This window comes from Sodalis ligni (assembly GCF_016865525.2).
Lineage (GTDB): Bacteria > Pseudomonadota > Gammaproteobacteria > Enterobacterales > Enterobacteriaceae > Acerihabitans > Acerihabitans ligni.
In genome coordinates this window covers 4,854,923-4,879,596 of sequence record NZ_CP075169.1, presented here as the reverse complement: position 1 = coordinate 4,879,596, position 24,674 = coordinate 4,854,923, and the positions used below count along the sequence as shown (strand labels likewise).

Here is a 24,674-nt window from a genome sequence, read left to right as displayed (position 1 = left end):
GACTACGGCAGTCGATTCGAATCATTATCTGGTACTACTAATACTAATAGTCGAGACAACGTTAAATGAAAAGAATGAATTTGGTCCTAAGTGCAATGGCGTTAAGTTTAGGGCTGGCGCTAAACCCCGTTTCCGCTTTTGCGGCGGAAACCGCCTCGACCAACCAGCAGCTTCCCAGTCTGGCCCCAATGCTGGAACAGGTAATGCCTTCGGTTGTTAGCATTAGCGTGGAAGGCAGCACGGCGGTGAATTCGTCGCGGGTACCGGAGCAGTTCCAGCAGTTTTTCGGCCAGGATTCCCCTTTGTGCCAAGACGGTTCGCCTTTCCAGGGTTCACCTCTATGCCAGGGCAACGGTGGCGGCGACAATAATACCCCTCCCGCCAGAGAGAAATTCATGGCCTTGGGCGCGGGTGTAATCATCAATGCGGAAAAAGGCTATGTGGTCACCAATAACCATGTGGTGAATGACGCCAACAAAATCCAGGTTCAGCTGTATGACGGGCGCAAATTCGACGCCAAGATCATCGGCAAGGATCCCCGTTCAGACCTGGCCCTGGTGCAGCTTATCGATTTCAAAAACCTGACCGCCATTAAAATGGCCGATTCGGATCAGCTGCGGGTAGGGGACTACACCGTCGCCATCGGCAATCCTTACGGCCTGGGGGAAACCGCCACCTCCGGTATTGTTTCGGCCTTGGGACGCAGCGGCCTGAATATCGAGAATTACGAGAATTTCATCCAGACCGATGCGGCTATCAACCGGGGTAACTCCGGCGGCGCGCTGGTCAACCTGAATGGGGAACTGATCGGTATCAATACCGCCATCCTGGCGCCGGACGGCGGCAACATCGGCATCGGTTTCGCCATCCCGAGCAACATGGTGAAAAACCTGACTGCGCAAATGGTTGAATACGGCCAGGTCAGGCGCGGCGAAGTGGGTATCATGGGCACCGAGCTGAATTCCGAACTGGCGAAGGCCATGAAGGTGGATGCCCAGCGCGGCGCCTTTGTCAGCCAGGTCCTGCCGAAATCCGCCGCTGACAAGGCCGGGGTGAAGGCCGGGGATGTGATAGTCACCATGAACGGCAAGGCCATCAGCAGCTTCGCCGCTTTCCGGGCCGATGTGAGCTCAATGCCGGTGGGCACCAAAGTCTCCCTGGGCTTGCTGCGCGACGGCAAACCGGTGACGGTGGTGGTTACCCTCGAACAGAGTACTCAATCGCAGCTGGATTCATCCAATATTTTCACCGGCATTGAAGGCGCGGATCTGAGCAATACCCAAACCGGCAATGTGAAAGGGGTGAAAGTGGATAACGTCAAGCCCGGCAGCACCGCGGCGCGTATCGGCCTGAAAAAGGGCGATATCATCCTGGGCGTTAACCAGCAACCGGTGCAGAATATGGGGGATTTACGCAAGATACTCGATACCAAGCCCTCGGTGCTGGCCCTGAACGTACAGCGCGGCGATACCACTATCTATCTGCTGGCGCAATAAAAAAACAGCGCCTCAGGGCGCTGGAGCTTGTTGACAAAGGACCCGGTCGGGACAGACAGCCAGATCGTAAACACGCCGTAAATACATCCTTGTAGGCTCGATCCGCGCCATCCCTGGCGCGGACGGTTTACTCTTCTGGCAGCCTGTCCCGCCTTATTGACTTCGAGTGCATTTGTCAGCAGTCTGACAGCGCCTCCGGGCGCTGTTTTTTTTTGCCTGGAATGTGATATCTCGCACAATTTACGCGGGTAACCCCGCACTTTATGCATTTGCACAATGAATGTCGCCATCTCAATGGGTATGCTAGTGCAAAGGGCTTAATGAGGGGCGGGAACAGGATGGCGACATATCATCTCGACGCGAGATTGGCGCAAGAAATTGTGGCAAGGACGATGCAGATCATCGATAGCAATATCAACGTCATGGATGCCCGGGGCCGCATCATCGGCAGCGGCGACGAAGAGCGCGTCGGTGAATTGCACGAAGGCGCGCTGCTGGCCTTGTCCCAGGCACGGGTGGTGGACATCGACGATGGCGTGGCGCGTCATCTGCACGGTGTCCGCCCAGGGATTAATCTGCCGCTGAAAATCGACGGCAATATCGTGGGCGTTATCGGCCTGACCGGCAATCCCAGCCAGTTGCGCCAGTACGGCGAACTGGTGTGCATGACGGCGGAAATGATGCTGGAGCAGGCCCGGCTGCTGCATATGCTGGCGCAAGACAGCCGGCTGCGTGAAGAGCTGGTGCTGAACCTGATCCGCGCCGAAGAGGTGACGCCGGCGTTAATTGAATGGGCGCAGCGGTTAGGGATCGATATCAACCAGCCGCGGGTGGCGGCGGTGGTAGAAGTGGACAGCGGCCAGTTCGGCGTGGACAGCGCTATGGCGGAGCTGCAACAGTTGCAAACCCTGCTGACCACTCCGGAACGGGATAACCTTATCGCCATCGTCTCCCTTACCGAAATGGTAGTGCTGAAACCGGCCCTGAACGGACATGGGCGCTGGGATGCGGAGGAACACCGCCGCCGGGTCGATACGCTGTTTTCCCGCATGACGGAAAGCAGCCGTCTGCGGGTGCGCATCGCGCTGGGCAACTATTTCCCCGGCGCAGGCGGTATTGCGCGCTCCTGGCGAACCGCGCGCACCACCATGGCGGTGGGCAAACAGCGGCTGCCGGATCAGCGCTGCTATTTTTATCCGGACCTGATGCTGCCGGTACTGCTGGACAGCCTGCGCGGCGGCTGGCAGGCCAGTGAACTGGTGCGCCCGCTGGCCAAACTCAAGGCCATGGACAATAACGGCCTGTTGCGCCGCACCCTGATTGCCTGGTTTCGCCACAATGTACAGCCGACCCCCACCTCGAAGGCGCTGTTCATCCACCGTAATACCCTGGAGTACCGCCTGAACCGCATTTCGGAAATGACCGGCCTGGATCTGGCCAATTTCGACGATCGCCTGCTGCTTTATGTCGCGCTGCAGCTGGATGATGAGGCCTGATCGGCTATAAATACAATTTTCTAAGTGTGATCATAAATTAGTCTGTAGGATAATATTTCCTCTTGAGGGAAGTTTCTCTATGAGCTAATAAACTGAGAAGACCCCTCGAAACGAAATCGTTTTAGCATTGCAACGGTTGGAGGAACTTACTGATGAGTAAGATAGTCGCTATTAAACACGCCGAGGTCATGAAACGCTTGCTGAATACGCCTGAAGCTGTTGCCGCCTATCAGGAGGCGATGGAAGAAGACGCGTTGCTTGAACAATTAACCGAGTGGCGGGAAAACGCCGGACTGACCAAAGCGGAAGTGGCCAAGCGGATGGGGGTCAACCCGCCGGCGATTAACCGGCTGGAGCGAAATGTTACCAAAGCCTCTTATCACACGTTAAAACGTTATGCTGCGGCATGCGGCATCAATATGACCATTGTTGCAGCCAGTAAATAAATCTTAAACTGTCATCTGCTACCCATAGATCATAGATAGAGGGGGCGCCATGCCTTACCCCCCCACATTATTACCGCACCAGCGCCGGCCTCTTCTTATCAAATGTCCAGCCCGTGATCAGATACTGCATGGCGGCCGCATCATTTCGGGCGCCGGAAGGCATCCGCCTATACAGCTCATGCTGCTTCTCGATAAGTCCCATATCGATCTCGACCCCCAACCCCGGCTTATCGCTCAGCTCCACCGCGCCGTTGACGATTTGCAGCGGATTTTTGGTGAGATGCTGTCCCTCTTGCCAAATCCAGTGGGTATCCAGCGCCGTGGGTTTACCCGGCGCGGCGGCGCCCACATGAATAAACATCGCCAGGGAAATATCAAAATGGTTGTTGGAGTGACAACCCCAGGTCAGCCCCCATTCGTCGCATAGCTGCGCAACGCGGATGGCCCCCTGCAATGTCCAGAAGTGCGGGTCGGCCAGGGGAATATCAATGGAATTCAGCTGCACCGCGTGGCTGAGTTCGCGCCAGTTGGTGGCTATCATATTGGTTGCCACCGGCAAGCCCGTGGCGCGCTTGAATTCCGCCATCACTTCCCGGCCGGAAAAACCTTGTTCCGCGCCGCACGGATCCTCGGCATAGGCCAGAATGCCGCGCATATTTTTGCACAGATGAATGGCTTCTTGCAGTGACCAGGCGCCGTTGGGATCGATGGTAATGCGGGCGTCGGGAAAACGCCTGGCCAATGCGGTGACCGTTTCAATCTCCTGTTCGCCCGCCAGCACGCCGCCTTTTAGCTTGAAATCCTTGAAGCCATAGCGATCCTGCGCGGCTTCGGCCTGGCGCACAATAGCCTCAGTGGTCATGGCCTCTTCCCGGCGCAACCGATACCAGTCATGGGACGCGCGCTGTGGGCCGGCCTCGTAGGGCAGGTCGGTACGATTTCTGTCGCCGACATAAAAGAGATAACCCAGCACCGGCACGCTGTTACGCTGCTTGCCCGGGCCAAGCAGTTCGGCCACCGGTACGCCTAGATGCTGGCCCATTAAATCCAGCAGCGCGGCTTCCAACGCCGCCACGGCGTTAACCCGCAGCTCAAAGGTCCAGGCGCCCTGGGCGAAAGAATCAAAGTCCTGGCCGATATGGCCCTTATGCACGTCATAGACAATCCGGTTCAGCGTGGCGAGCTTCTGTCCTATGACCCGCTGCCTCGCGTCCAGCAGGGTATTCAAGATGACTTCGCCGCCCGGCGCCTCGCCGACGCCGGTATGCCCGGCATTATCGGTCAGTATGACGATATTGCGGGTGAAATAGGCGCCGTGGGCACCGCCGATATTCATCAGCATGCTGTCATGGCCGGCCACGGGTACCACTTTCATATCGGTGACAGTCGGCGCGCCGGAAAAATCGCACTTATCCATTACTCATTCCTCGTATTCCTGGCCGCCCACTTGGCGGCCAAAGCAAAAAACCGTCATGCCGCCAGGGGTTTCAGCACCAGGCGCTGGATTTTCCCGACGATAAACAGATAACTCAAAATCACCACCAGGCCGTTGCCGGCCACATAAAGCAAAGCACCGTCGAAGGAACCGGTTTTGTTCAAAATATAGCCAATGACGATAGGGGTGGTAATCGCACCGATCTGGGTCACCAGATTCAGCACCCCGCCGCTGAGGCCGACTATTTCCTTCGGCGCGGTATCGGCATTCACCGTCCAGCCCAGCGCACCGATGCCTTTACCAAAAAACGCCAAAGACATTGCCGCCACGACCACCACATCGGATGTCGTGTAATTACAAATCACCATGCTGGTACACATCAGCATACCCACAATGATGGGGGTCTTGCGGGCCACCGACAGCGAATAGCCCTTGTTGAGCAGATAATCGGAAAATACGCCTCCCAGCACGCCGCCGATACAGCCGCATATCGCCGGCAGGGCCGCGACGAAACCCGCCTCCAGGATGGACATTCCCCGGCCTTTCACCAGATAGATGGGAAACCAGGAGAGAAAAAACCAGGTAATGGCATTCACGCAGTAATTGGCAAGATAGATGCCCAGCAGCATCCGGCTCGACAGCAGCTGCTTGACATAGCCCATCTGCGGACCGGCGCTTTTCTTTTGCAGCGCCGGATCGTTATCCATATCCACCAGGCCGCCGCCGGCCCGGATATACTCTACTTCTTCTTTACTGACCCGGGGATGATTTAACGGGCTGTACATGGTTTTAAACCACACCAGGCCAAGCACTGCGCCCACCAGTCCCATCACGATAAAAACGTATTCCCAGCTGACTTCCTGGGTTATCCACCCCAGCAGCGGGTTAAAGATCACCAGCGCCGCGTATTGGGAAATATTGAAAATCGCCGAGGCGGTGCCGCGTTCCCTGACCGGGAACCAGGCCGAAACAATGCGGCTGTTGGCTGGCATCACCGGCGCCTCGGCAAATCCCACCATAAAGCGTAAAATAAACAGCATCAGCGCCGCAGTGGCGAAGAAATGTACAAATCCCTGGGCGAAAGTAAAGACTGACCAGATAATGACAGCGCTACCATAAACGATTTTAGAACCAAAGCGATCCAGAAGCCAGCCGCCCGGCAGCTGCGCCAGGGTATAAGCCCAGCCGAACGCGGAGAAAACATAGCCCATTTGCAGCGGATTCAGACCGAGATCGCTGGCGACATGCGGGCCGGCAATGGATAGGGTTGAGCGGTCGGCATAATTAACGGTACTGATAATAAATAATATTGCCAGTATCCAAAACCTGGAATGGGTTTTATGGGTGGCAACGGAAATTGAGTTTTCAGCCATGATTCCTCTCCCCTGTGGGGTATAGGGTAATTTTTATCTGTCTGCATCCGGCGATTGTTCGAGCTTAACGTTCGTAGAGTAGGTAAATGGATGCGGCTATCAATAACGGGTCATCAGGGAGTGAGTATAAATTGAGTTACTCCGCCGCACATTGTGCTTTTGACTGAATGACTGCTGACAAAGGGGGAAGCTTTAAGGCGATAGAACAGCCTCATGTGATCCCAATCACCTTGAATAAGCGTTTTGTGATCAGGTTCGCAATGGTGAAATAGAGTAAATATTCAGCGAAAAAAAGCCGGTAGCGTTTATTCAGGGCAAAAAGCCGCCGGTTTCACTCTGTTGGCTGAAGGGTGGATCCCTTCGTCACAGGGGAACAGGATGTTGGATTTTGACGAGATATACGTTCGTGGCTTAGGCATTTGCATAGTGCCTGGGCCGACAAGTGTCGTTATAGTCGATTCCAACTTGTTATCACTTGCGCCTAAATATCAATATCAGGAGAGGAAGGATTATGACTCCGGCTATTACCACCATGAAAGTCATTCCGGTTGCCGGCCATGACAGTATGTTATTGAATCTGAGCGGGGCCCATGGCCCCTTTTTTACCCGCAATATCGTCATCCTTACCGATAATGCCGGGCATACCGGCGTGGGGGAAATTCCCGGCGGCGAAAAGATACGTCTTACCCTTGAGGAATCCGCCGGCCTGGTGGTGGGCAAGTCCCTGGGGGAATATAAAAACGTCATGCGGGCCGTGCGGTTGCGGTACGCGGATCGCGATATCGCCGGTCGCGGATTACAGACCTTTGATTTGCGTACCACGATCCACGTGGTGACCGGCATCGAAGCGGCGATGCTCGATTTGCTGGGGCAATTTCTCGGCGTGCCGGTGGCGGCGCTGCTGGGGGAGGGGCAGCAGCGGGACGCCGTGGAGATGCTGGGATATCTGTTTTATATCGGTGACCGCAAGCGGACGGATTTAGCCTATCGCAGCCAGCCGGACGATCCCTGTGGCTGGTATCGCCTGCGTCACGAAACCGCCATGACCCCGGCGGCTATTGTGCGCCTGGCACAAGCCGCCTATGAAAAATATGGTTTCAATGATTTCAAGCTTAAGGGCGGGGTGCTGGCAGGCAGCGAAGAAGCCGAGGCGGTAACCGCCCTGGCGGAACATTTTCCCAAGGCGCGTATCACCCTGGATCCCAATGGCGCCTGGTCGCTGGCGGAAGCGATTACTCTTGGTAAACAGCTGCGCGGCGTGCTGGCCTATGCCGAGGACCCTTGCGGCGCCGAGCAGGGCTTTTCCGGGCGAGAGGTCATGGCGGAGTTCCGTCGCGCCACCGGCTTGCCTACCGCCACCAATATGATTGCCACCGATTGGCGGCAAATGGGCCATACTTTGGCCCTGCAGTCGGTGGATATTCCCCTGGCGGATCCCCATTTCTGGACCATGCAGGGTTCGGTGAGCGTTGCCCAGCTTTGTCACGAATGGGGACTGACCTGGGGTTCGCACTCCAACAACCATTTTGATATTTCCCTGGCGATGTTCACCCATGTCGCCGCCGCCGCGCCGGGTAAGATTACCGCTATCGATACCCATTGGATCTGGCAGGAAGGCGATCAGCGCCTCACCAAAGAGCCGCTGCAAATTATCGGCGGCAAGGTCAAGGTACCGGAAAAACCAGGACTGGGCATTGAGCTGGATATGGCTCGGGTAATGGAAGGCAACGCGCTTTATCAACAACACGGCCTGGGGGCGCGGGACGATGCCGCCGCCATGCAATACCTGATTCCCAACTGGACATTTGATAATAAACGCCCGGCGCTGGTGCGGTAGTCCGGCATTGGCATAAAAACAAAAAGGCCGGGTAATGCCGGCCTGAGCTTATTGACAAAGTGCCCGGTCGGAACAGGCTGCCAGATCGTAAACACGCCGTGAATACATCCTTGTAGGCTCGATCCGCGCCATCCATGGCGCGGACGGTTTACTCTTCTGGCAGCCTGTCCCGCCTTATTGACTCCGAGTGCGTTTGTCAGCAGTCTGAGGCCGGGTAATGCCGGCCTCTGTTTAATGGTTTATCAGGTCACCGGCGCCGGGTTGAATACCGACAGGGCGTTATGGATGCCCCATTGATCGGACCAGGTTTTTTTGCGGCCGCTGGCGATGTCCAGAATAAAGTTGAACAGCTGCCAGCCCACGTCTTCGATGGTGGCTTCGCCGGTGGCGATGGTACCGGCGTTGATATCCATCAAATCATACCAGCGATCCGCCAGGGCATTGCGGGTGGCCATTTTAATTACCGGTATCGCCGCCAGGCCATAAGGGGTGCCGCGGCCGGTGGTGAATACCTGGACGGTAATGCCCGACGCCAGCTGCTGCGTGCCGCAGATAAAATCGCTGGCCGGGGTGGCGGCGAATATCAGCCCGCGTTTGGTGGGGCGCTGGCCGGGGGACAGCACTTCCACAATGGCGCTGGTACCGGATTTGGCGATGGAGCCCAGGGCCTTTTCCACCACGTTTGCCAGTCCGCCTCTTTTGTTGCCTGGGGAGGGGTTGGCGCTGCGGTCGGTTTGGCCGTTGCTCAGATAATTGTCGTACCAGGCCATTTCCTCAAGCAGTCGGCGGCCTACATGCTCATCGGCGGCGCGCGGGGTCAGCAGATGGATGGCATCGCGTACCTCAGTGACTTCGGAAAACATCACCGTAGCGCCGCAGCGTACCAGCAGATCCGAGGCGAAACCCACCGCCGGATTGGCGGTAACGCCGGAAAACGCGTCGCTGCCGCCGCACTGCATGCCGATCACCAGATCGGACGCGGGGCAGGTTTCGCGCTTGCGGGCATTCAGGCGTTTCAGATGCTCTTCCGCCACCTGCAAAATATCATCCACCATGGATTTAAAGCCGACGTGCTTTTCATCCTGCAACCGCGTGATACTGACGCCCGCGCTCTCAACCGCGATGGGAATTTCATCCTCGGTGCCGGTCAACAGGCGTTCCGGCTGCAGCTTTTCGCAGCCCAGGCCGACTATCATGATTTCGCCGCCGAAATTGGGATTCAGCGCGATATTGTGAATGGTGCGAATCGGCACCACCGCGGCGGGGGCATTGATGGCCACTCCGCAGCCGTACAAATGGTTCAATCCCACCACGCCGTCCACATTGGGATATTTCGGCAGCAGATCCCGTTCAATAAGCTTGACCACGACCTCCACCACTCCCGCCACACAATGGACGCTGGTGGTAATGCCGAGCAGATTTTTGGTGCCGACGCTGCCGTCCGGGTTGCGATAGCCTTCAAAGGTATACCCTTCCAACGGCGGCAACGGGGCCGGTACTTTGGTGGCCAGGGGCAGTGATTCAAGGGGCGGCGCCTCGGGCAATACCACCAGGGATTCGTCTATCCAGCTGCCCTGTTTAATATCCCGTACGGCATAGCCGATGATTTCTCCATAACGAACAATATTACCGCCTTTGGCAATATCATGTAATGCGACTTTATGTCCTTGGGGAATATGCTCGACAAGCTCCAGCCCATCAGGAAATTTAGTACCGGCCGGCAGACCGTTATTGTTCACGATAATAGCAACATTATCGGTATCGTGAACTTTAATATACAATGCGTTGTCGACATTGTGGGTGATAATTGATGACATAAATGTCTCCGTAAATACTACTTGAGGGTCATAACCTCGAAATAGCAGAGCATCAACGCTAACGGTATGGGTGTAACGATAGTATAAGCGGTTTTAGTAGGGTTTTGCACTGTGCAATTGAACTATTTTAGCGTGTAAATGCGCTAATTATAGTGCTAATGACATACATAAAGTGATGCTGGTCGCTATTCCCGCGTTAAAAACCTGTCGCCAATAACGTGATACGGCACGCGTTTTGTCATGTTTTTGCCTAAAAAAATTGAGTTTTAACGTTAAATACTTGGGCGGATGCATAATGCCATTTTGTGCTGCTGTTTTTATACTAGCATTGCCTTTGTAATGAAAGGAAAAAGGAATGGATTTGGCGCTGCGGTAAAAGCAGCACAATATAAAATCACTGAGTGAAAAATATCAACTTCATATATAGACGCGTAGCGCAAAAATATTATCACCCTGATTTTTGCATTCTTAATAGACTCCCTTGATGAGAGCATATTCTATGAGCACTACACCTCTGGCTACCCATAAAACAACATCTCACGTTCGTTACGTTATTTTATTGATCATTTTCCTGGTGACCGCCGTCAACTATGCCGACCGGGCCACCTTGTCCATCGCCGGCACCAGCGTTGCCAAGGATCTCGGGCTTGATCCCGGCCAGATGGGCGAGATATTTTCCGCTTTCGGCTGGGCCTACCTGGTGATGCAAATTCCCGGCGGCTGGCTGCTGGACCGTTTCGGTTCCAAGCGGGTCTACACCTACAGCTTGTTTTTCTGGTCGCTGTTTACGCTGCTGCAGGGATTTGTCGGCTGGTTTCCCCTAGCCTACGGGGCGTTCACGCTGTTTGTGCTGCGCTTTATGCTGGGTTTTGCCGAAGCGCCGTCATTTCCCGCCAATGCCCGCATCGTCGCCGCCTGGTTTCCCACCAAAGAGCGCGGCACCGCCTCGGCCATCTTCAACTCTGCACAGTATTTTTCCCTGGCGATTTTTTCACCGCTACTGGGCTGGTTAACCTATGCCCTGGGCTGGATGCATGTCTTTACCGTCATGGGAGTGATTGGCTTTATCCTCACCATCGCCTGGGTGAAATATCTTCATAATCCCAATAAGCATCCCAGCGTGTCCCGCGCCGAATTGGATTATATGGCGGCCGGCGGCGCGGTGGTGGATATGGATGCCCCCGGTTCTATCAACCGGGACGGCCCGAAGTGGAATTATATCAAGCAGATGCTCACCGATCGCATGATGCTGGGTGTGTTCTTCGGACAATATTTTATTAATAGCATTACCTGGTTTTTCCTTACCTGGTTCCCGATTTATCTGGTGCAGGATAAGGGTATGTCGATATTGAAGGTCGGCCTGGTGGCCTCCATTCCGGCGTTGTGCGGTTTCGCCGGCGGCGTGCTGGGCGGCGTAGTGTCCGACTACCTGCTCAAGCGGGGATTAAGCCTTACGGCGGCGCGCAAGATCCCCATCGTGGTGGGAATGCTGCTGGCCACCAGCGTCATTTTATGTAATTACACCAACAACAATGTGATTGTGGTGGCGCTGATGGCGCTGGCTTTCTTTGGCAAAGGTTTCGGCGCCCTGGGCTGGCCGGTAATTTCCGACACCGCGCCAAAAGAGATCGTCGGGTTATGCGGCGGCGTATTCAATGTTTTCGGCAATGTCGCCTCCATCGTTACGCCGCTGGTCATCGGTTATATGGTTAAAGAGTTGCATTCATTCAACGCCGCATTGGTTTTCGTCGGCTGTTCGGCCCTGGCGGCCATGTTGTGCTACCTGGTGGTGGTCGGCGAGATTAAACGCCTGGTGTTGGTCAAGTCCTGATTCAGGGGGGCCGGTTGACTGCGGCCCGAGCACATTTTGTTTCTTTGCTAAGAGGTAAATTATGAACAATCCACTACTGCCAAACCGTTTTCGTCAGAGCCTGCTGCAGGGAGACACCCTGATTGGCTGTTGGTGCGCGCTGGCGAATCCGATCACGACAGAAGTTCTTGGTCTGGCGGGGTTCGACTGGCTGGTATTGGACGGTGAACATGCGCCCAATGACGTGACGACGTTTATCCCCCAACTGATGGCGCTGAAGGGAAGCCATAGCGCACCGGTCGTCCGCCCCCCCACCAATGAACCGGTGATTATCAAACGTCTGTTGGATATTGGTTTTTACAATTTCCTGATCCCGTTCGTTGAAACCGAAGAACAGGCGGTACGTGCGGTGTCCTCCACCCGTTATCCCCCGGCGGGCATCCGCGGCGTGTCGGTTGCCCATCGCAACAACAATTACGGCACCATACCGGACTATTTCTCCACCATTAACGACAACATCACTGTACTGGTGCAAATCGAAAGCCAGCAGGGCGTTGACAATATCGACGCCATCACCGCGGTTGACGGGGTGGACGGGATTTTTGTCGGTCCGGGGGATTTATCGGCGGCGTTGGGATATCTCGGCCAACCGAATCATCCGGAAGTACAGCGGGTTATCCGCCATATTTTTGACCGGGCCGAAGCCTTGGGTAAACCGAGCGGCATCCTGGCGCCGGCGGAAGCCGATGCCCGACGTTACCTGGAATGGGGCGCGCGATTCGTGGCGGTGGGCAGTGATTTAGGCGTCTTTCGCAGCGGTACGCAGGCGCTGTACGACAAATTTAAAAAATAATTTTCCGCGGCGTGCCGGGCGCGCCCCAACCTTAGTTAATGAATTAAGAGGTTATTTTCATGAAAATCGGATTTATCGGCCTGGGCATTATGGGCAAGCCCATGAGTAAAAATCTGCTGAAAGCAGGCTATGATCTGGTGGTACTGGATCGCAATAAAGAGGCTGTGGCGGAAGTGGTTGCCGCCGGCGCCGGCTCGGCGGACACGCCGAAAGCCATCGCTGAACAAAGCGACGTTATCATCACCATGCTGCCGAATTCCCCCCATGTAAAAGAAGTGGTGCTGGGTGAAAACGGGGTAATTGAAGGATTCAAGGCCGGCGGCGTTGTCATTGATATGAGTTCCATAGCGCCTTTGGCCAGCCGCGAAATTGCCGCGGCCCTGGCGGAAAAAAATATTGCCATGCTGGATGCGCCGGTAAGCGGCGGCGAACCCAAAGCCATTGACGGAACGTTGTCGGTGATGGTGGGCGGCGATGAAGCGGTTTTCAAGAGCCACTATGACGTGATGAAAGCCATGGCGGGCTCTGTGGTCCATACCGGTGATATCGGCGCGGGCAACGTCACCAAGCTGGCGAATCAGGTGATCGTCGCGCTGAATATCGCCGCCATGTCCGAAGCCCTGGTGCTGGCCACCAAAGCCGGCGTGGATCCGGAAAAGGTCTTCCAGGCCATTCGCGGGGGCTTGGCCGGCAGCACGGTGCTGGAAGCCAAGGCGCCGATGGTGCTGAACCGCAATTTCAAACCGGGATTCCGTATCGATTTGCATATCAAGGATCTGGCCAACGCATTGGATACCTCCCACGGCGTGGGCGCGCAATTACCCTTGACCGCAGCGGTGATGGAGATGATGCAGGCGTTGAAGCAGGACGATCTGGGCACGGCGGATCACAGCGCATTGGCTTGTTATTATGAAAAACTGGCCAAGGTTGAAGTTAAACGGCAGTAAGTTGGTCGGGCGCCGAGAGGCGCCCCATCAGGCGGCGAAAAAGTCATTTCGTCGGCCCCAGTTCAACAGGCGCAGGTAGTCTATGAAAATAGTAATCGCACCGGATTCGTATAAAGAGAGCTTGTCCGCGTTGGAAGTCGCGACGCAGATTGAAAAGGGATTTCGCGAAGTGTTTCCCGATGCCCACTACGTCAAATTGCCGGTGGCGGACGGCGGCGAGGGAACCGTGGAAGCGATGGTGGCGGCCACCGGGGGGGAAATTGTCAAGGTGCGGGTCACCGGACCGCTGGGGGAAAAGGTAGACGGCTTTTTCGGCCTGTCCGGTGATAAAAAAAGTGCGTTTATAGAGATGGCTGCCGCCAGCGGACTGGAATTGGTGCGCGCCTGTGATCGTAATCCGCTGTTAACCACCTCGTACGGCACCGGCGAGCTGATCCGTTGCGCCCTGGATCACGGTGTCAAACATTGTATTATCGGCATCGGCGGCAGCGCCACCAATGACGGCGGCGCCGGTATGGTGCAGGCTCTGGGCGGCGGACTGCTGGACGCCGAGGGCAAACAAATCGGCTATGGCGGCGGCGAGCTTGATAAGCTGTCGCGCATCGATATCAGCGCCCTGGATCCCCGCATCCGCGACTGCCGTTTCGAGGTGGCCTGCGATGTCACCAGCCCCCTCACCGGCGACGATGGCGCAACCGCCGTGTTCGGCCCGCAAAAAGGGGCAACGCCGGATATGATAAAGGTGTTGGATGCATCGCTGAAGAACTATGCCAGGATCATTAAACGGGATCTGGATAAAGACGTCGAACATATTCCCGGCGCCGGCGCTGCCGGCGGCATGGGAGCGGGTCTACAAGCATTTTGCGGCGCCGAACTGCGCCAGGGTATTGAAATCGTCACCGAAGCCCTGGGGCTGGATGCGCTGGTGCGGGACGCCACGCTGGTTATCACGGGCGAAGGACGCATTGACAGCCAGACCATACACGGCAAGGTGCCCATCGGCGTGGCGCGGGTGGCGAAGCGTTATAATAAACCGGTAATCGGCATCGCCGGCAGCCTCACCGCCGATGTAGCGGTAGTGCATGAGCACGGCCTGGATGCGGTATTCAGCGTGATTTATCAGATATGCACCCTGGAGGAAGCGCTGGACAACGCGGCGGAAAACGTGCGCATGACCGCCCGCAATATCGCCGCCACCGTTAAACTGGCGATGCGGTTTCCCTGAAATGCCAGGCCCGCCATCACCGTGGTCAAACCAAACGCGTTAAAGGGAAACCGTGCTGATGGGGCCGAATCGGGCATGGTTTTCCTGCCCGACAGAGCGCCCCTCAGCGCGGTAAGCCCGCCATCACCGTGGTCAAACCAAACGCGTTAAAGGGAAACCGTGCTGATGGGGCCGAATCGGGCATGGTTTTCCTGCCCGACAGAGCGCCCCACAGCGCGGTAAGCCCGCCACCACCGTGGTCAAACCAAACGCGTTAAAGGGAAACCGTGCTGATGGGGCCGAATCGGGCATGGTTTTCCTGCCCGACAGAGCGCCCCACAGCGCGGTAAGCCCGCCACCACCGTGGTCAAACCAAACGCGTTAAAGGGAAACCGTGCTGATGGGGCCGAATCGGGCATGGTTTTCCTGCCCGACAGAGCGCCCCACAGCGCGGTAAGCCCGCCACCACCGTGGTCAAACCAAACGCGTTAAAGGGAAACCGTGCTGATGGGGCCGAATCGGGCATGGTTTTCCTGCCCGACAGAGCGCCCCACAGCGCGGTAAGCCCGCCACCACCGTGGTCAAACCAAACGCGTTAAAGGGAAACCGTGCTGATGGGGCCGAATCGGGCATGGTTTTCCTGCCCGACAGAGCGCCCCACAGCGCGGTAAGCCCGCCATCACCGTGGTCAAACCAAACGCGTTAAAGGGAAACCGTGCTTACTCCGCGATAAACGGCTCCGACGCCAGCGTCACGTTCTCGATCTCATCCAGCACCTCCAACCATTCCGGTTCCAGCGCCGCCGCCGGCACCCCACCGCGCAACTGCCGTTCGATACCGGCGCAAAGCTGCTTGAGCCGGGGAACCCCGCTGTAGCTGCAACTGCCGTGCAATTTATGGATCAACGCACAAATATCCTTATCCTCCCCGCCGTCCACCAGCGCCTCCACCCGCTGCTTCACCTCCGGCAGAAAAGTCACCAGCATAGCCAGCAAATCCTGCGCAAGATCGGTTTTGTTGGCGGCCTGACGCAAGGCCAACTGCCAATCCAGAGTAATATCCTGCTGCCCCCCCGCCTCCGGCACCGCCGGTTGCGCTGATGGCACACGGGGAGACACCGACGGCTGAACCGACTCCGATGCCTCATGACCAGGCGCCGCGCCGGCCGGGGAGAAAGACGCCGCCGCAGGGGCGGGGTGCGAAGAATAACGTGCCAGCAGCTGCTGCAGCATGCTCTCATCAATGGGTTTGGCGAGATAATCGTCCATGCCGGCCTCTAGCAGATCTGCCCGCTCATTGCCCAGCGTATGCGCCGTTACCGCAACTACTGGGGTACGTCCGTGCAGCGGCAGCCCCCGCAGCAGTTCAGCCGCCCGCAGGCCGTCTATCTCCGGCATCTGTATATCCATCAGCACAATATCCAGCGGATGCAGTTCGGCATAGGCCAGCGCCTCCCGGGCGCTGCCGCACAACACCGTCTGCTCCACCTGCTCCTCCAGCAACGCGCCGATAAGCTTGAGATTGGCCGGGTTGTCGTCCACCGCCATCACCCGCAGGGAGAGACGGGAAGGGGAAGGCGGTTTTATCCGCGCCGCCGCCGGACGGGATTCTTTCCACAATAACGGCAAAAAGCGATTGGCTGAAACCGGTTTCGCCAGGCAGGCGTAGGCGCCCATGCGCTTAATCTGTTCCGCCTCCACCATGGATTGGCTGGGCAGCGCCAGGATAATGCAGTCCGCCAGGAGCGCGGCCTCCGCCAGTTCACGTTTGATATCAATCAACGGCGTCCGCTGGGCTACCGGTTTGCCGATAAGCAACACATCGTAGTGCCCCGCCGGCAACTGCGCCAGAGCCGGGCTGAAACTGATATTCAGCGGAGTGACGCTCAGCATATCCAATGTCGCCTGGGCGGCGGCGGGATTGGCTTCCACATACGCCAGCCGCTTATCTCGCAGATGTTCAAAATCCCCGGAGTGAGGCCGGCCCGGATGCGTGAGCTGCAGGGGAATATGAAACCAGAACGATGAACCGCGGTTGATTTCGCTGTGAAAACCGATGTCGCCGCCCATTTCCTTAATCAGCTTTTGGGTGATGACCAGCCCAAGCCCCGTACCGCCGTGCCGGCGGGTGATGCTGGCGTCCGCCTGGCGAAACGCCTGGAACAGCTGCGACTGCTGCCGCTCTGAGATGCCGATGCCGGTATCGTGTATCTGCACCTCCAGCTCCATTTGCCGGTTATCCGCGCCGTGCTGCTCAATGCGCAGGTCAATATTGCCCCGCTCGGTGAACTTGATGGCGTTGCCCAGCAGATTGGTCACCACCTGTTGCAGACGCAGCGGGTCGCCGATAACCTGATCCGGCACGTCCCGCTGTACGTTAAGGGTGATTTCCAGCCCTTTTTCATGGGCGGTCTGCGCCAGCAGGACCACGACCTCGTCAAGGGTGGCCCGCAGTGCGAACGGTATGGCTTCCAGGATAAGCTTGCCGGCCTCCAGCTTGGAAAAATCCAGCACATCATTGATGATACTGAGCAAATTATTGCCCGAACGTTCAATGGTTTGCAGATAATCCCGCTGGGTGGGGGACAAGGGGGTTTTTAGCGTTTGACGGGTGAAACCTATCACCCCGTTCAGCGGTGTGCGCAGTTCATGGGACATATTGGCCAAAAACTCGGACTTGATGCGCACCGCTTCCTGGGCGCGCTTTTTGGCCAAATCCAGCTCCACGTTCTGAATTTCCATTTGTTCCAGGGTCTCGCGCAGATCCGAGGTGGCCTGATCAATGTTCTGCTGCATCTCTTCATGGTACGCCGCCAGGGACATGGCCATGGAGTTGATGCCGTTTTTCAGCATATCCAGTTCCCCCAGCATATAACCCTCCACCCGGCTATCAAGCTGGCCGCGCCGGATGCGATCGACGGTACTGACCATATTGCGGATCGGGCCGGTAACGTCCCGCATCAGGCGATAGGCGAACAGCATGGCGATACACAGACAGAGCAGCAGTAGCAGGGTGGAAACGAAGGCTTCTTTGTACTGCTGCAGGCGCACCGAATCCAAATCCAGCTCGATGGCGATGTAGCCCAGGGGCGGCGCCTGTCCGGCGGCTCGATCGGCGCTGTCGGGCAGGTCTTCCCCGGCGAGGATGGGCGCCCGCATCACCAGCACGCCGTCTTGCCTGTTCAGCGTCAGTTCGCCGGGTAAACGGGCTCCCGGCGGCAGTTGTAGCTGGCCGAGATTGTGATGATAGTTCGAGCTGGCGAATAACGCATTATCGGCGTCGAAGACGCTGATGGAGCGCACAATATCGGAATGGTGGCGGTGCAGCATGTCAATCAAATGGCGCACGGCATCCCGGTTATGCAAAGCCATGCCGTTGGCGCTGGACGCCGCCAGCGGCTCGATAATGCTCGCCCCGGCTTCCACCAGCTGGTTTTGCAGTTCGTTATAGCGGTGCACAACAAAAAAAGCGCTCAGCAGCAGACCTATCAATAATGTCGGCGCCAGGATCAGGATCATCATCCGCGCGCGCAAGCTGTAGTTGGTCATAGCGTTCCAATATGGGAGAATGACGTATCGGCTATCCGGGAAATCCCTTACCAGCAATTATGGCGCAATTCTACTCTGCAAACCGTCGCGTGGCGACACAGCAAACCCTCAGCGTTACCTGTCACGAACTGGACGCCTTCGGCCAGGGCGTGGCGCGCCACGAGGGGAAAACACTCTTTATTCCCGGACTGCTGCCCGGCGAACGGGCCGAGGTGCGCATGACCGAAGACCGGCGCCAGTTTGGCCGGGCGCGGGTGATTCGCCGGGATAATGACAGCGCGGAGCGGGTGGCCCCGCGCTGTCCGCATTTCACCGTCTGCGGCGGCTGCCAGCAGCAACATGCCGCCCAGGCTTTGCAGCAGCGGAGCAAGGCGGCGGCCCTGGAGAATTTACTGGCGCGGGAAACCGGCGCGCCGATCCCGGCGGCGGAAGTATTGGGGGGCGCCCCTTACGGCTACCGGCGCCGCGCCCGCCTGGCGCTGGATTACCGGCAAAAATCCCGCCAACTGGCCATGGGTTATCGCCAGGCAAAATCCAGCGAAGTGGTGGATATCCGGGCTTGCCCTATACTGCAACCCGCACTGGAAGCGTTGCTGGCGCCGCTGAAACACTGCTTGCAGACGCTGAACGGGGTAAAGCGTTTGGGACATGTGGAACTGGTGCTGGCGGATAACGGGCCGCTGGTGGTGTTGCGGCATCTGGACGCGCTTGGCGGCGATGACCGGCGCCGGCTGGAGGAGTTTGCCGAGCATCATCAGGCCATGATGTGGCTGGCCGCCGACGGCGACTCCCTGGAATGCCTGCGGGGCGCGCCGCCGGTTTATCATATCGACGGTTTGTCCCTGCGGTTCAGTCCGCGGGATTTTATACAGGTAAACGACGAGGTAAACCGGAAAATGGTCGCCATGGCGCTGGCATGGCTGGAGCCTCAGGCCGGGGAGAGCGTACTGGATCTGTTTTGCGGCATGGGTAATTTCACCCTGCCGCTGGCCAAGCGCTGCGGGCAGGCGGTCGGTGTCGAAGGGGTTGCGGCGCTGGTGGCGAATGGGCAATATAATGCACAACAGAATTTAGTGAACAACGTCACTTTCTACCATGAAAATCTGGAAGGCGAGGTGGCAAAACAGCCCTGGGCCCGGCGGAAATTTGATAAAATAGTATTGGACCCGGCCCGTGCCGGTGCGCCGGTGGTCATGCCGCTGATAGCCGGCTGGTCGCCCCGGCGCATTGTCTATGTTTCTTGTAACCCCGCAACGCTTGCACGGGACGGCAAAGCGTTGTTGGCGTCGGGTTATACCCTGGCGCGCGTGGCTATGCTGGATATGTTTCCGCATAGCGGACATCTTGAGTCGATGGCGTTATTTATCAAAGATACAGACGGCTTCGCAAAGTAGGGAGAAGATATGGTTGCGGTAAGAAGTGCGCATTTGAATACGGCGGGCGAGTTTGTCCCGGAAGACTGGGTAGCCAGTCTGGGTCTTTCCAACCCGCAATCAAGTGAGCGGCTGGCCGAAACCTGGCGTTATTGCGAACAGCAGTGCAAAGACCATCCCGACGCCCCGCTGTTATTATGGCGCGGTATCGAAATGGTGGAAATCCTCTCCATGCTCAGCATGGACAGCGACAGCCTGTGCGCGGCGCTGTTGTTCCCCCTGGCGGACGACAATGTGGTGGCGGAGTCGGTGCTGGAGGAGCAGTTCGGCAAAAAAATCGTCGATTTGGTGCACGGCGTGCGGGATATGGACGCCATCCGCCAGCTCAAGGCCACCCATAACGACTCCATGGCGCCGGAGCAGGTGGATAATGTCCGGCGCATGCTGCTGGCCATCGTCGAGGATTTCCGCTGCGTGGTCATCAAGCTGGCGGAGCGTATTGCCCATCTGCGGGAGCTGAAGGACGCGCCGGAAGACGAACGGGTGCTGGCGGCCAAAGAGAGCTCCAATATCTACGCCCCCCTGGCCAACCGCCTGGGCATCGGCCAACTGAAGTGGGAGCTGGAAGACTTCTGCTTCCGCTATCTGCATCCCGACGAATACAAACGCATCGCCAAGCTGCTGCATGAACGCCGTATAGACCGCGAACAGTATATCGAGGACTTCGTCGCCTCGCTGCGCAGCGCCATGAAGGAAGAGGGCATCAAGGCCGACATCTATGGCCGGCCGAAGCACATCTACAGCATTTGGCGCAAAATGCAGAAAAAGTCGCTGGAATTCGATGAGCTGTTCGACGTGCGCGCGGTGCGGGTGGTGGTGGAGCGGCTGCAGGATTGCTACGCCGCCCTGGGTATCGTCCACACTCATTTTCGCCATCTGCCCGACGAATTCGACGACTATGTGGCCAACCCCAAACCCAACGGCTACCAATCCATTCATACCGTGGTGCTGGGACCGCGCGGCAAGACGCTGGAAATCCAGATCCGCACCCGGCAGATGCATGAGGATGCAGAGCTGGGCGTGGCCGCGCACTGGAAATACAAAGAAGGCACCGTCACCACCGGCGTGCGTTCCGGCTATGAAGAGCGCATCGCCTGGCTCCGTAAGCTGCTGGCCTGGCAGGAGGAGATGGCGGATTCCGGCGAGATACTGGACGAAGTGCGCAGCCAGGTGTTCGACGACCGGGTCTATGTCTTCACCCCCAAAGGGGACGTGGTGGATCTGCCCGCCGGCTCCACGCCGCTGGATTTTGCCTACCATATCCACAGCGATGTGGGCCACCGCTGCATCGGCGCCAAAATCAGCGGGCGCATCGTGCCGTTCACCTATCAGCTGCGTATGGGCGATCAGGTGGAAATCATCACCCAGAAGCATCCCAATCCCAGCCGCGACTGGCTGAACCCGAACCTGGGCTATGTCACCACCAGCCGGGGACGTTCGAAGATCCATAACTGGTTCCGCAAACAGGATCGGGACAAAAATATCCTGGCCGGCCGCCAGCTGCTGGACGATGAGCTGGAGCATCTGGGCATTGGCATCAAGGAAGCGGAAAAGCTGCTGTTGCCGCGCTATAACGTCAACTCGCTGGATGAACTGCTGGCCTCCATCGGCGGCGGGGACGTGCGCATCAACCAGATGGTCAACTATCTGCAGGGCAAGCTCAACCAGCCCAGCGCAGAAGAGCAGGATCGGGAGGCCCTCAAGCAGCTGACGACGCCCAAGGCCACGGCGGTGCCGCGCTCCAAGGACAACGGACGGGTAGTGGTGGAAGGGGTGGGCAACTTGCTGCACCATATCGCCCGCTGCTGCCAGCCGATTCCCGGCGATGATATTATCGGTTTTATCACCCGCGGCCGCGGCATTTCCATTCACCGCGCCGACTGTGAACAGTTGGCGGACCTGCAGGCCAACGCGCCGGAGCGCATTGTCGACGCGGTCTGGGGGGAAAGCTACTCCAGCGGCTATTCGCTGGTGGTGCGGGTAGTGGCCAACGATCGCAGCGGCCTGCTGCGCGATATCACCACCATCCTGGCCAATGAAAAGGTCAATGTGCTGGGCGTCGCCAGCCGCAGCGACGTCAAACAGCAGTTGGCCACCATCGATATGGATATCGAAATTTATAATTTACAGGTGCTGGGGCGCGTACTGTCCAAGCTGAACCAGCTGCCGGACGTTATCGACGCCCGCAGATTGCACGGGGAATAACATGTCCGATATCGTCAACGCCTCTTCATCCCAGCAGCGGCTGCTGGGCATCATGACCCGCCTGCGCGATCCGCGGGGCGGCTGTCCCTGGGATCGGCGGCAGACCTTCGATACCCTGGCCCCTTACACTCTCGAAGAGACCTATGAAGTGCTGGACGCCATTGCCCGGGGCGATTATGACGATTTGCGCAGCGAACTGGGGGATTTGCTGTTTCAGGTGGTGTTTTACGCCGAGCTGGCGCGGGAACAGGGTTTGTTTGATTTCGACGATATCTGCGATGCCATCAGCGATAAGCTTGAGCACCGCCATCCCCACGTTTTCCCGGACGCCGAAGGCAAAATTTCAGCGGCCCGGCCGGGACAGTGGGAAAACCTCAAGGCGCAGGAGCGGGCGGAAAAGGCCAGGACGTCGCCTATGGACGATATTCCCGATAACCTGCCGGCGCTGATGAAAGCGCAAAAAATCCAGCAGCGCTGCGCGGCGGTAGGCTTTGACTGGACCTCACTCGGCCCGGTGGTGGACAAGGTCCATGAAGAGATCGAGGAAGTAATGTACGAAGCCCGCCAGGCGGTGGTGGATGAGGATAAACTCGAGGAGGAGCTTGGCGATTTGCTGTTCGCCACGGTAAACCTTGCCCGCCATTTGGGTAAAAAAGCCGAAACCGCCCTGCAAAAGGCCAACCGCAAGTTCGAATGGCGCTTCCGCCAGGTGGAAGCTATTATCCTCGCCCAGGGCCTGACGCTGCAGCAGGCTTCTCTCACCCAGATGGAAGCCGCCTGGCAGCAGGTGAAAAAGCAGGAAAGCGCCGGCTAACAACGCGTTCTTCGCAGACAGCTGACGTACGTACTCGGCGTCAATAGGGAGGACAGGATGGTAGAGGAGTAAACCGTCCGCGCCATGGATGGATTTACGGCGGGTTTACTGATAGCTACCCTGCCATCCTGTCCCGACCCGGCATGTGACTGCCGTGCCGGCGTCGCATTTAGCAAAACGAACGTTTGTGGCCGATTAGCGCTTCAGGTATACTGTTTTCCCGTCTTGGTTATTCCGTCTTTACACCCTAATTCTCAGGTTCAGCATGACAACTAATTATATTTTGTAACCGGCGGGGTTGTGTCCTCATTGGGTAAAGGTATTGCCGCGGCCTCCCTGGCGGCTATTCTCGAAGCCCGGGGACTCAATGTTACCATCATGAAGCTGGACCCTTATATCAATGTGGATCCCGGCACCATGAGTCCGATCCAGCACGGCGAGGTTTTCGTTACCGAAGACGGGGCGGAAACCGACTTGGACCTGGGGCATTATGAGCGCTTCATCCGCACCAAAATGTCGCGGCGCAACAACTTCACCACCGGCCGCATCTACTCCGACGTGCTGCGCAAAGAGCGCCGCGGCGACTATCTCGGCGCCACCATCCAGGTTATCCCCCATATCACCAACGCCATCAAGGAACGCATCATTGAAGGCGGCGAAGGCCACGACGTGGTGCTGGTGGAAATCGGCGGCACGGTGGGGGATATCGAATCCCTGCCGTTCCTGGAAGCCATCCGCCAGATGGCGGTGGATGTGGGACGCGAGCACACCATCTACATGCACCTGACCCTGGTGCCCTATATGGCGGCTTCCGGCGAGGTGAAAACCAAGCCCACCCAGCATTCGGTGAAAGAGCTCCTCTCCATCGGTATCCAGCCCGATGTGCTGATCTGCCGTTCCGATCGTTCGGTGCCCAATAACGAGCGGGCAAAAATTGCTTTATTCTGCAATGTGCCGGAAAAAGCAGTTATATCCCTTAAAGACGTTGATTCCATTTATAAAATCCCGGCCCTCTTGAAATCACAGGGCCTGGACGATTATATTTGTAAACGATTCAGCTTGAACTGTCCGGAAGCGGACCTGTCTGAATGGGAACAGGTGGTTTACCAGGAAGCCAATCCGGGCGGCGAAGTCACCATCGGCATGGTGGGCAAATATGTCGAGCTGCCGGACGCCTACAAGTCGGTTATCGAAGCACTGAAGCATGCCGGCCTGAAAAACCGTTTGACGGTAAACATCAAGCTTATCGATTCGCAGGACGTTGAAACCCGCGGCGTGGAAATCCTGAAAAATCTCGATGCCATATTGATCCCGGGTGGTTTCGGCTATCGCGGGGTGGAAGGCAAAATCCTCACCGCGCAGTATGCCCGCGAAAAGAAGATTCCTTACCTCGGCATCTGTTTAGGGCTGCAGGTAGCGTTAATCGAATTCGCCCGCCACGTGGTGGGCATGGAAAATGCGAACTCAACTGAATTTGTGCCAGACTGTAAGTACCCGGTGGTGGCCTTGATCACTGAATGGCGCGATGAAAACGGCAACGTTGAAGTCCGCAGCGAACAAAGCGATTTAGGCGGCACCATGCGTCTGGGCAGCCAGGCCTGCCAGCTTACCGAAGGCAGCCTGGTGCGGGCGATGTACGGCGAACCGACCATCGTTGAACGCCACCGTCATCGCTATGAAGTCAATAATATGCTGCTTAAGCCGATTGAAGCCGCCGGCATGCGCGTTGCCGGTCTGTCGGGGGATAACCAACTGGTGGAAATGATTGAATACCCGGATCACCCGTGGTTCGTGGCCTGCCAGTTCCATCCGGAGTTCACCTCGACGCCCCGCGACGGTCATCCGCTGTTTACGGGCTTTGTGAAGGCTGCCGGCGAGTTTCAAAAGCGTCAAATGAAATAAAAACGACGTATGATCGGCGTGCCGTACCCCGGCGCGCGGGGTTCGTCCAGAATTTTGT

Annotated in this window: 15 protein-coding genes and 1 pseudogene; 12 read left to right on the top strand and 4 right to left on the bottom strand. The window is 57.3% G+C overall.

Translation table 11 applies throughout. The features are described 5' to 3' along the window. The first annotated feature begins 65 nt into the window (after positions 1-65). The 3 genes from degP to GTU79_RS22810 all read left to right on the top strand — a co-directional run bounded on the left by degP (position 66) and on the right by GTU79_RS22810 (position 3,438). A complete protein-coding gene (degP, locus tag GTU79_RS22820; RefSeq protein ID WP_132926094.1) occupies positions 66-1,496 on the top strand; it encodes a serine endoprotease DegP in 1,431 nt (476 codons plus the stop codon). A gap of 338 nt (positions 1,497-1,834) precedes the next feature. Then, positions 1,835-2,992, top strand: a complete 1,158-nt coding sequence (locus tag GTU79_RS22815; protein WP_132926096.1) for a CdaR family transcriptional regulator — start codon at positions 1,835-1,837, stop codon at positions 2,990-2,992. A gap of 152 nt (positions 2,993-3,144) precedes the next feature. After that, positions 3,145-3,438 (top strand): helix-turn-helix domain-containing protein, encoded by a 294-nt coding sequence (locus GTU79_RS22810; protein WP_203523837.1) that lies wholly within the window; start codon positions 3,145-3,147, stop codon positions 3,436-3,438. A gap of 70 nt (positions 3,439-3,508) precedes the next feature. On the opposite strand, the gene GTU79_RS22805 is transcribed toward GTU79_RS22810, so the two are convergent. After that, positions 3,509-4,855 carry an enolase C-terminal domain-like protein gene (locus tag GTU79_RS22805; protein ID WP_203523836.1) on the bottom strand — a complete coding sequence of 449 codons (1,347 nt, stop codon included), beginning with the start codon at positions 4,853-4,855 and terminating at the stop codon, positions 3,509-3,511. Between the two features lie 53 nt (positions 4,856-4,908). Next, entirely contained in the window at positions 4,909-6,246 is a 1,338-nt protein-coding gene (locus GTU79_RS22800; protein ID WP_132926104.1) for an MFS transporter, read from the bottom strand. A gap of 511 nt (positions 6,247-6,757) precedes the next feature. On the opposite strand from GTU79_RS22800, the gene gudD reads away from it, so the two are divergent. Continuing rightward, positions 6,758-8,083, top strand: coding sequence for a glucarate dehydratase (gudD, locus tag GTU79_RS22795; protein WP_203523835.1), 1,326 nt, complete (start codon positions 6,758-6,760; stop codon positions 8,081-8,083). 242 nt (positions 8,084-8,325) lie between these two features. Here gudD and garD read toward each other — a convergent pair whose 3' ends face one another. Next, positions 8,326-9,900: a galactarate dehydratase gene (gene garD / locus GTU79_RS22790; protein WP_214513395.1), complete on the bottom strand. Its 1,575-nt coding sequence runs from the start codon at positions 9,898-9,900 to the stop codon at positions 8,326-8,328. Between the two features lie 499 nt (positions 9,901-10,399). On the opposite strand from garD, the gene GTU79_RS22785 reads away from it, so the two are divergent. The 4 genes from GTU79_RS22785 to GTU79_RS22770 all read left to right on the top strand — a co-directional run bounded on the left by GTU79_RS22785 (position 10,400) and on the right by GTU79_RS22770 (position 14,735). Then, positions 10,400-11,731, top strand: coding sequence for an MFS transporter (locus tag GTU79_RS22785; protein WP_203523833.1), 1,332 nt, complete (start codon positions 10,400-10,402; stop codon positions 11,729-11,731). A 61-nt stretch (positions 11,732-11,792) separates the two neighbouring features. Further along, positions 11,793-12,563, top strand: a complete 771-nt coding sequence (gene garL / locus GTU79_RS22780; protein ID WP_203523832.1) for a 2-dehydro-3-deoxyglucarate aldolase — start codon at positions 11,793-11,795, stop codon at positions 12,561-12,563. Positions 12,564-12,622: 59 nt separating this feature from the next. Then, complete coding sequence (gene garR / locus GTU79_RS22775) at positions 12,623-13,510, top strand: 2-hydroxy-3-oxopropionate reductase (RefSeq protein WP_165934236.1); 888 nt, start codon at positions 12,623-12,625, stop codon at positions 13,508-13,510. An 82-nt stretch (positions 13,511-13,592) separates the two neighbouring features. Next, positions 13,593-14,735: a glycerate kinase gene (locus tag GTU79_RS22770; RefSeq protein ID WP_203523831.1), complete on the top strand. Its 1,143-nt coding sequence runs from the start codon at positions 13,593-13,595 to the stop codon at positions 14,733-14,735. A 698-nt stretch (positions 14,736-15,433) separates the two neighbouring features. Here the strand turns inward: GTU79_RS22770 and barA are convergent. After that, a complete protein-coding gene (gene barA, locus GTU79_RS22765; protein ID WP_203523830.1) occupies positions 15,434-18,262 on the bottom strand; it encodes a two-component sensor histidine kinase BarA in 2,829 nt (942 codons plus the stop codon). A 59-nt stretch (positions 18,263-18,321) separates the two neighbouring features. Between barA and rlmD the strand changes: the two genes are divergently transcribed. The 4 genes and pseudogenes from rlmD to pyrG all read left to right on the top strand — a co-directional run bounded on the left by rlmD (position 18,322) and on the right by pyrG (position 24,616). Continuing rightward, the gene (gene rlmD / locus GTU79_RS22760) at positions 18,322-19,656 is read left to right on the top strand and encodes a 23S rRNA (uracil(1939)-C(5))-methyltransferase RlmD (protein ID WP_203523829.1); all 1,335 of its coding nucleotides are present in this window, start codon (positions 18,322-18,324) and stop codon (positions 19,654-19,656) included. Between the two features lie 9 nt (positions 19,657-19,665). Further along, on the top strand, positions 19,666-21,900 hold the full coding sequence (gene relA, locus GTU79_RS22755) for a GTP diphosphokinase (protein WP_132926122.1): 2,235 nt from the start codon (positions 19,666-19,668) through the stop codon (positions 21,898-21,900). Position 21,901: 1 nt separating this feature from the next. Beyond that, the gene (mazG, locus tag GTU79_RS22750; protein WP_203523828.1) at positions 21,902-22,714 is read left to right on the top strand and encodes a nucleoside triphosphate pyrophosphohydrolase; all 813 of its coding nucleotides are present in this window, start codon (positions 21,902-21,904) and stop codon (positions 22,712-22,714) included. 265 nt (positions 22,715-22,979) lie between these two features. Then, positions 22,980-24,616, top strand: a pseudogene (gene pyrG / locus GTU79_RS22745) (glutamine hydrolyzing CTP synthase). The last annotated feature ends 58 nt before the right edge of the window (positions 24,617-24,674 follow it).

Excerpts from the sequence above, each read along its gene's own strand:
- GTU79_RS22800 (WP_132926104.1), bottom strand. The coding sequence starts at position 6,246 with ATGGCTGAAAACTCAATTTCCGTTGCCACCCATAAAACCCATTCCAGG.
- mazG (WP_203523828.1), top strand. The coding sequence starts at position 21,902 with ATGTCCGATATCGTCAACGCCTCTTCATCCCAGCAGCGGCTGCTGGGC.
- garL (WP_203523832.1), top strand. The coding sequence starts at position 11,793 with ATGAACAATCCACTACTGCCAAACCGTTTTCGTCAGAGCCTGCTGCAG.
- garR (WP_165934236.1), top strand. The coding sequence starts at position 12,623 with ATGAAAATCGGATTTATCGGCCTGGGCATTATGGGCAAGCCCATGAGT.
- degP (WP_132926094.1), top strand. The coding sequence starts at position 66 with ATGAAAAGAATGAATTTGGTCCTAAGTGCAATGGCGTTAAGTTTAGGG.
- relA (WP_132926122.1), top strand. The coding sequence starts at position 19,666 with ATGGTTGCGGTAAGAAGTGCGCATTTGAATACGGCGGGCGAGTTTGTC.
- GTU79_RS22805 (WP_203523836.1), bottom strand. The coding sequence starts at position 4,855 with ATGGATAAGTGCGATTTTTCCGGCGCGCCGACTGTCACCGATATGAAA.
- GTU79_RS22810 (WP_203523837.1), top strand. The coding sequence starts at position 3,145 with ATGAGTAAGATAGTCGCTATTAAACACGCCGAGGTCATGAAACGCTTG.
- barA (WP_203523830.1), bottom strand. The coding sequence starts at position 18,262 with ATGACCAACTACAGCTTGCGCGCGCGGATGATGATCCTGATCCTGGCG.
- GTU79_RS22815 (WP_132926096.1), top strand. The coding sequence starts at position 1,835 with ATGGCGACATATCATCTCGACGCGAGATTGGCGCAAGAAATTGTGGCA.
- GTU79_RS22770 (WP_203523831.1), top strand. The coding sequence starts at position 13,593 with ATGAAAATAGTAATCGCACCGGATTCGTATAAAGAGAGCTTGTCCGCG.
- garD (WP_214513395.1), bottom strand. The coding sequence starts at position 9,900 with ATGTCATCAATTATCACCCACAATGTCGACAACGCATTGTATATTAAA.
- rlmD (WP_203523829.1), top strand. The coding sequence starts at position 18,322 with ATGGCGCAATTCTACTCTGCAAACCGTCGCGTGGCGACACAGCAAACC.
- gudD (WP_203523835.1), top strand. The coding sequence starts at position 6,758 with ATGACTCCGGCTATTACCACCATGAAAGTCATTCCGGTTGCCGGCCAT.
- GTU79_RS22785 (WP_203523833.1), top strand. The coding sequence starts at position 10,400 with ATGAGCACTACACCTCTGGCTACCCATAAAACAACATCTCACGTTCGT.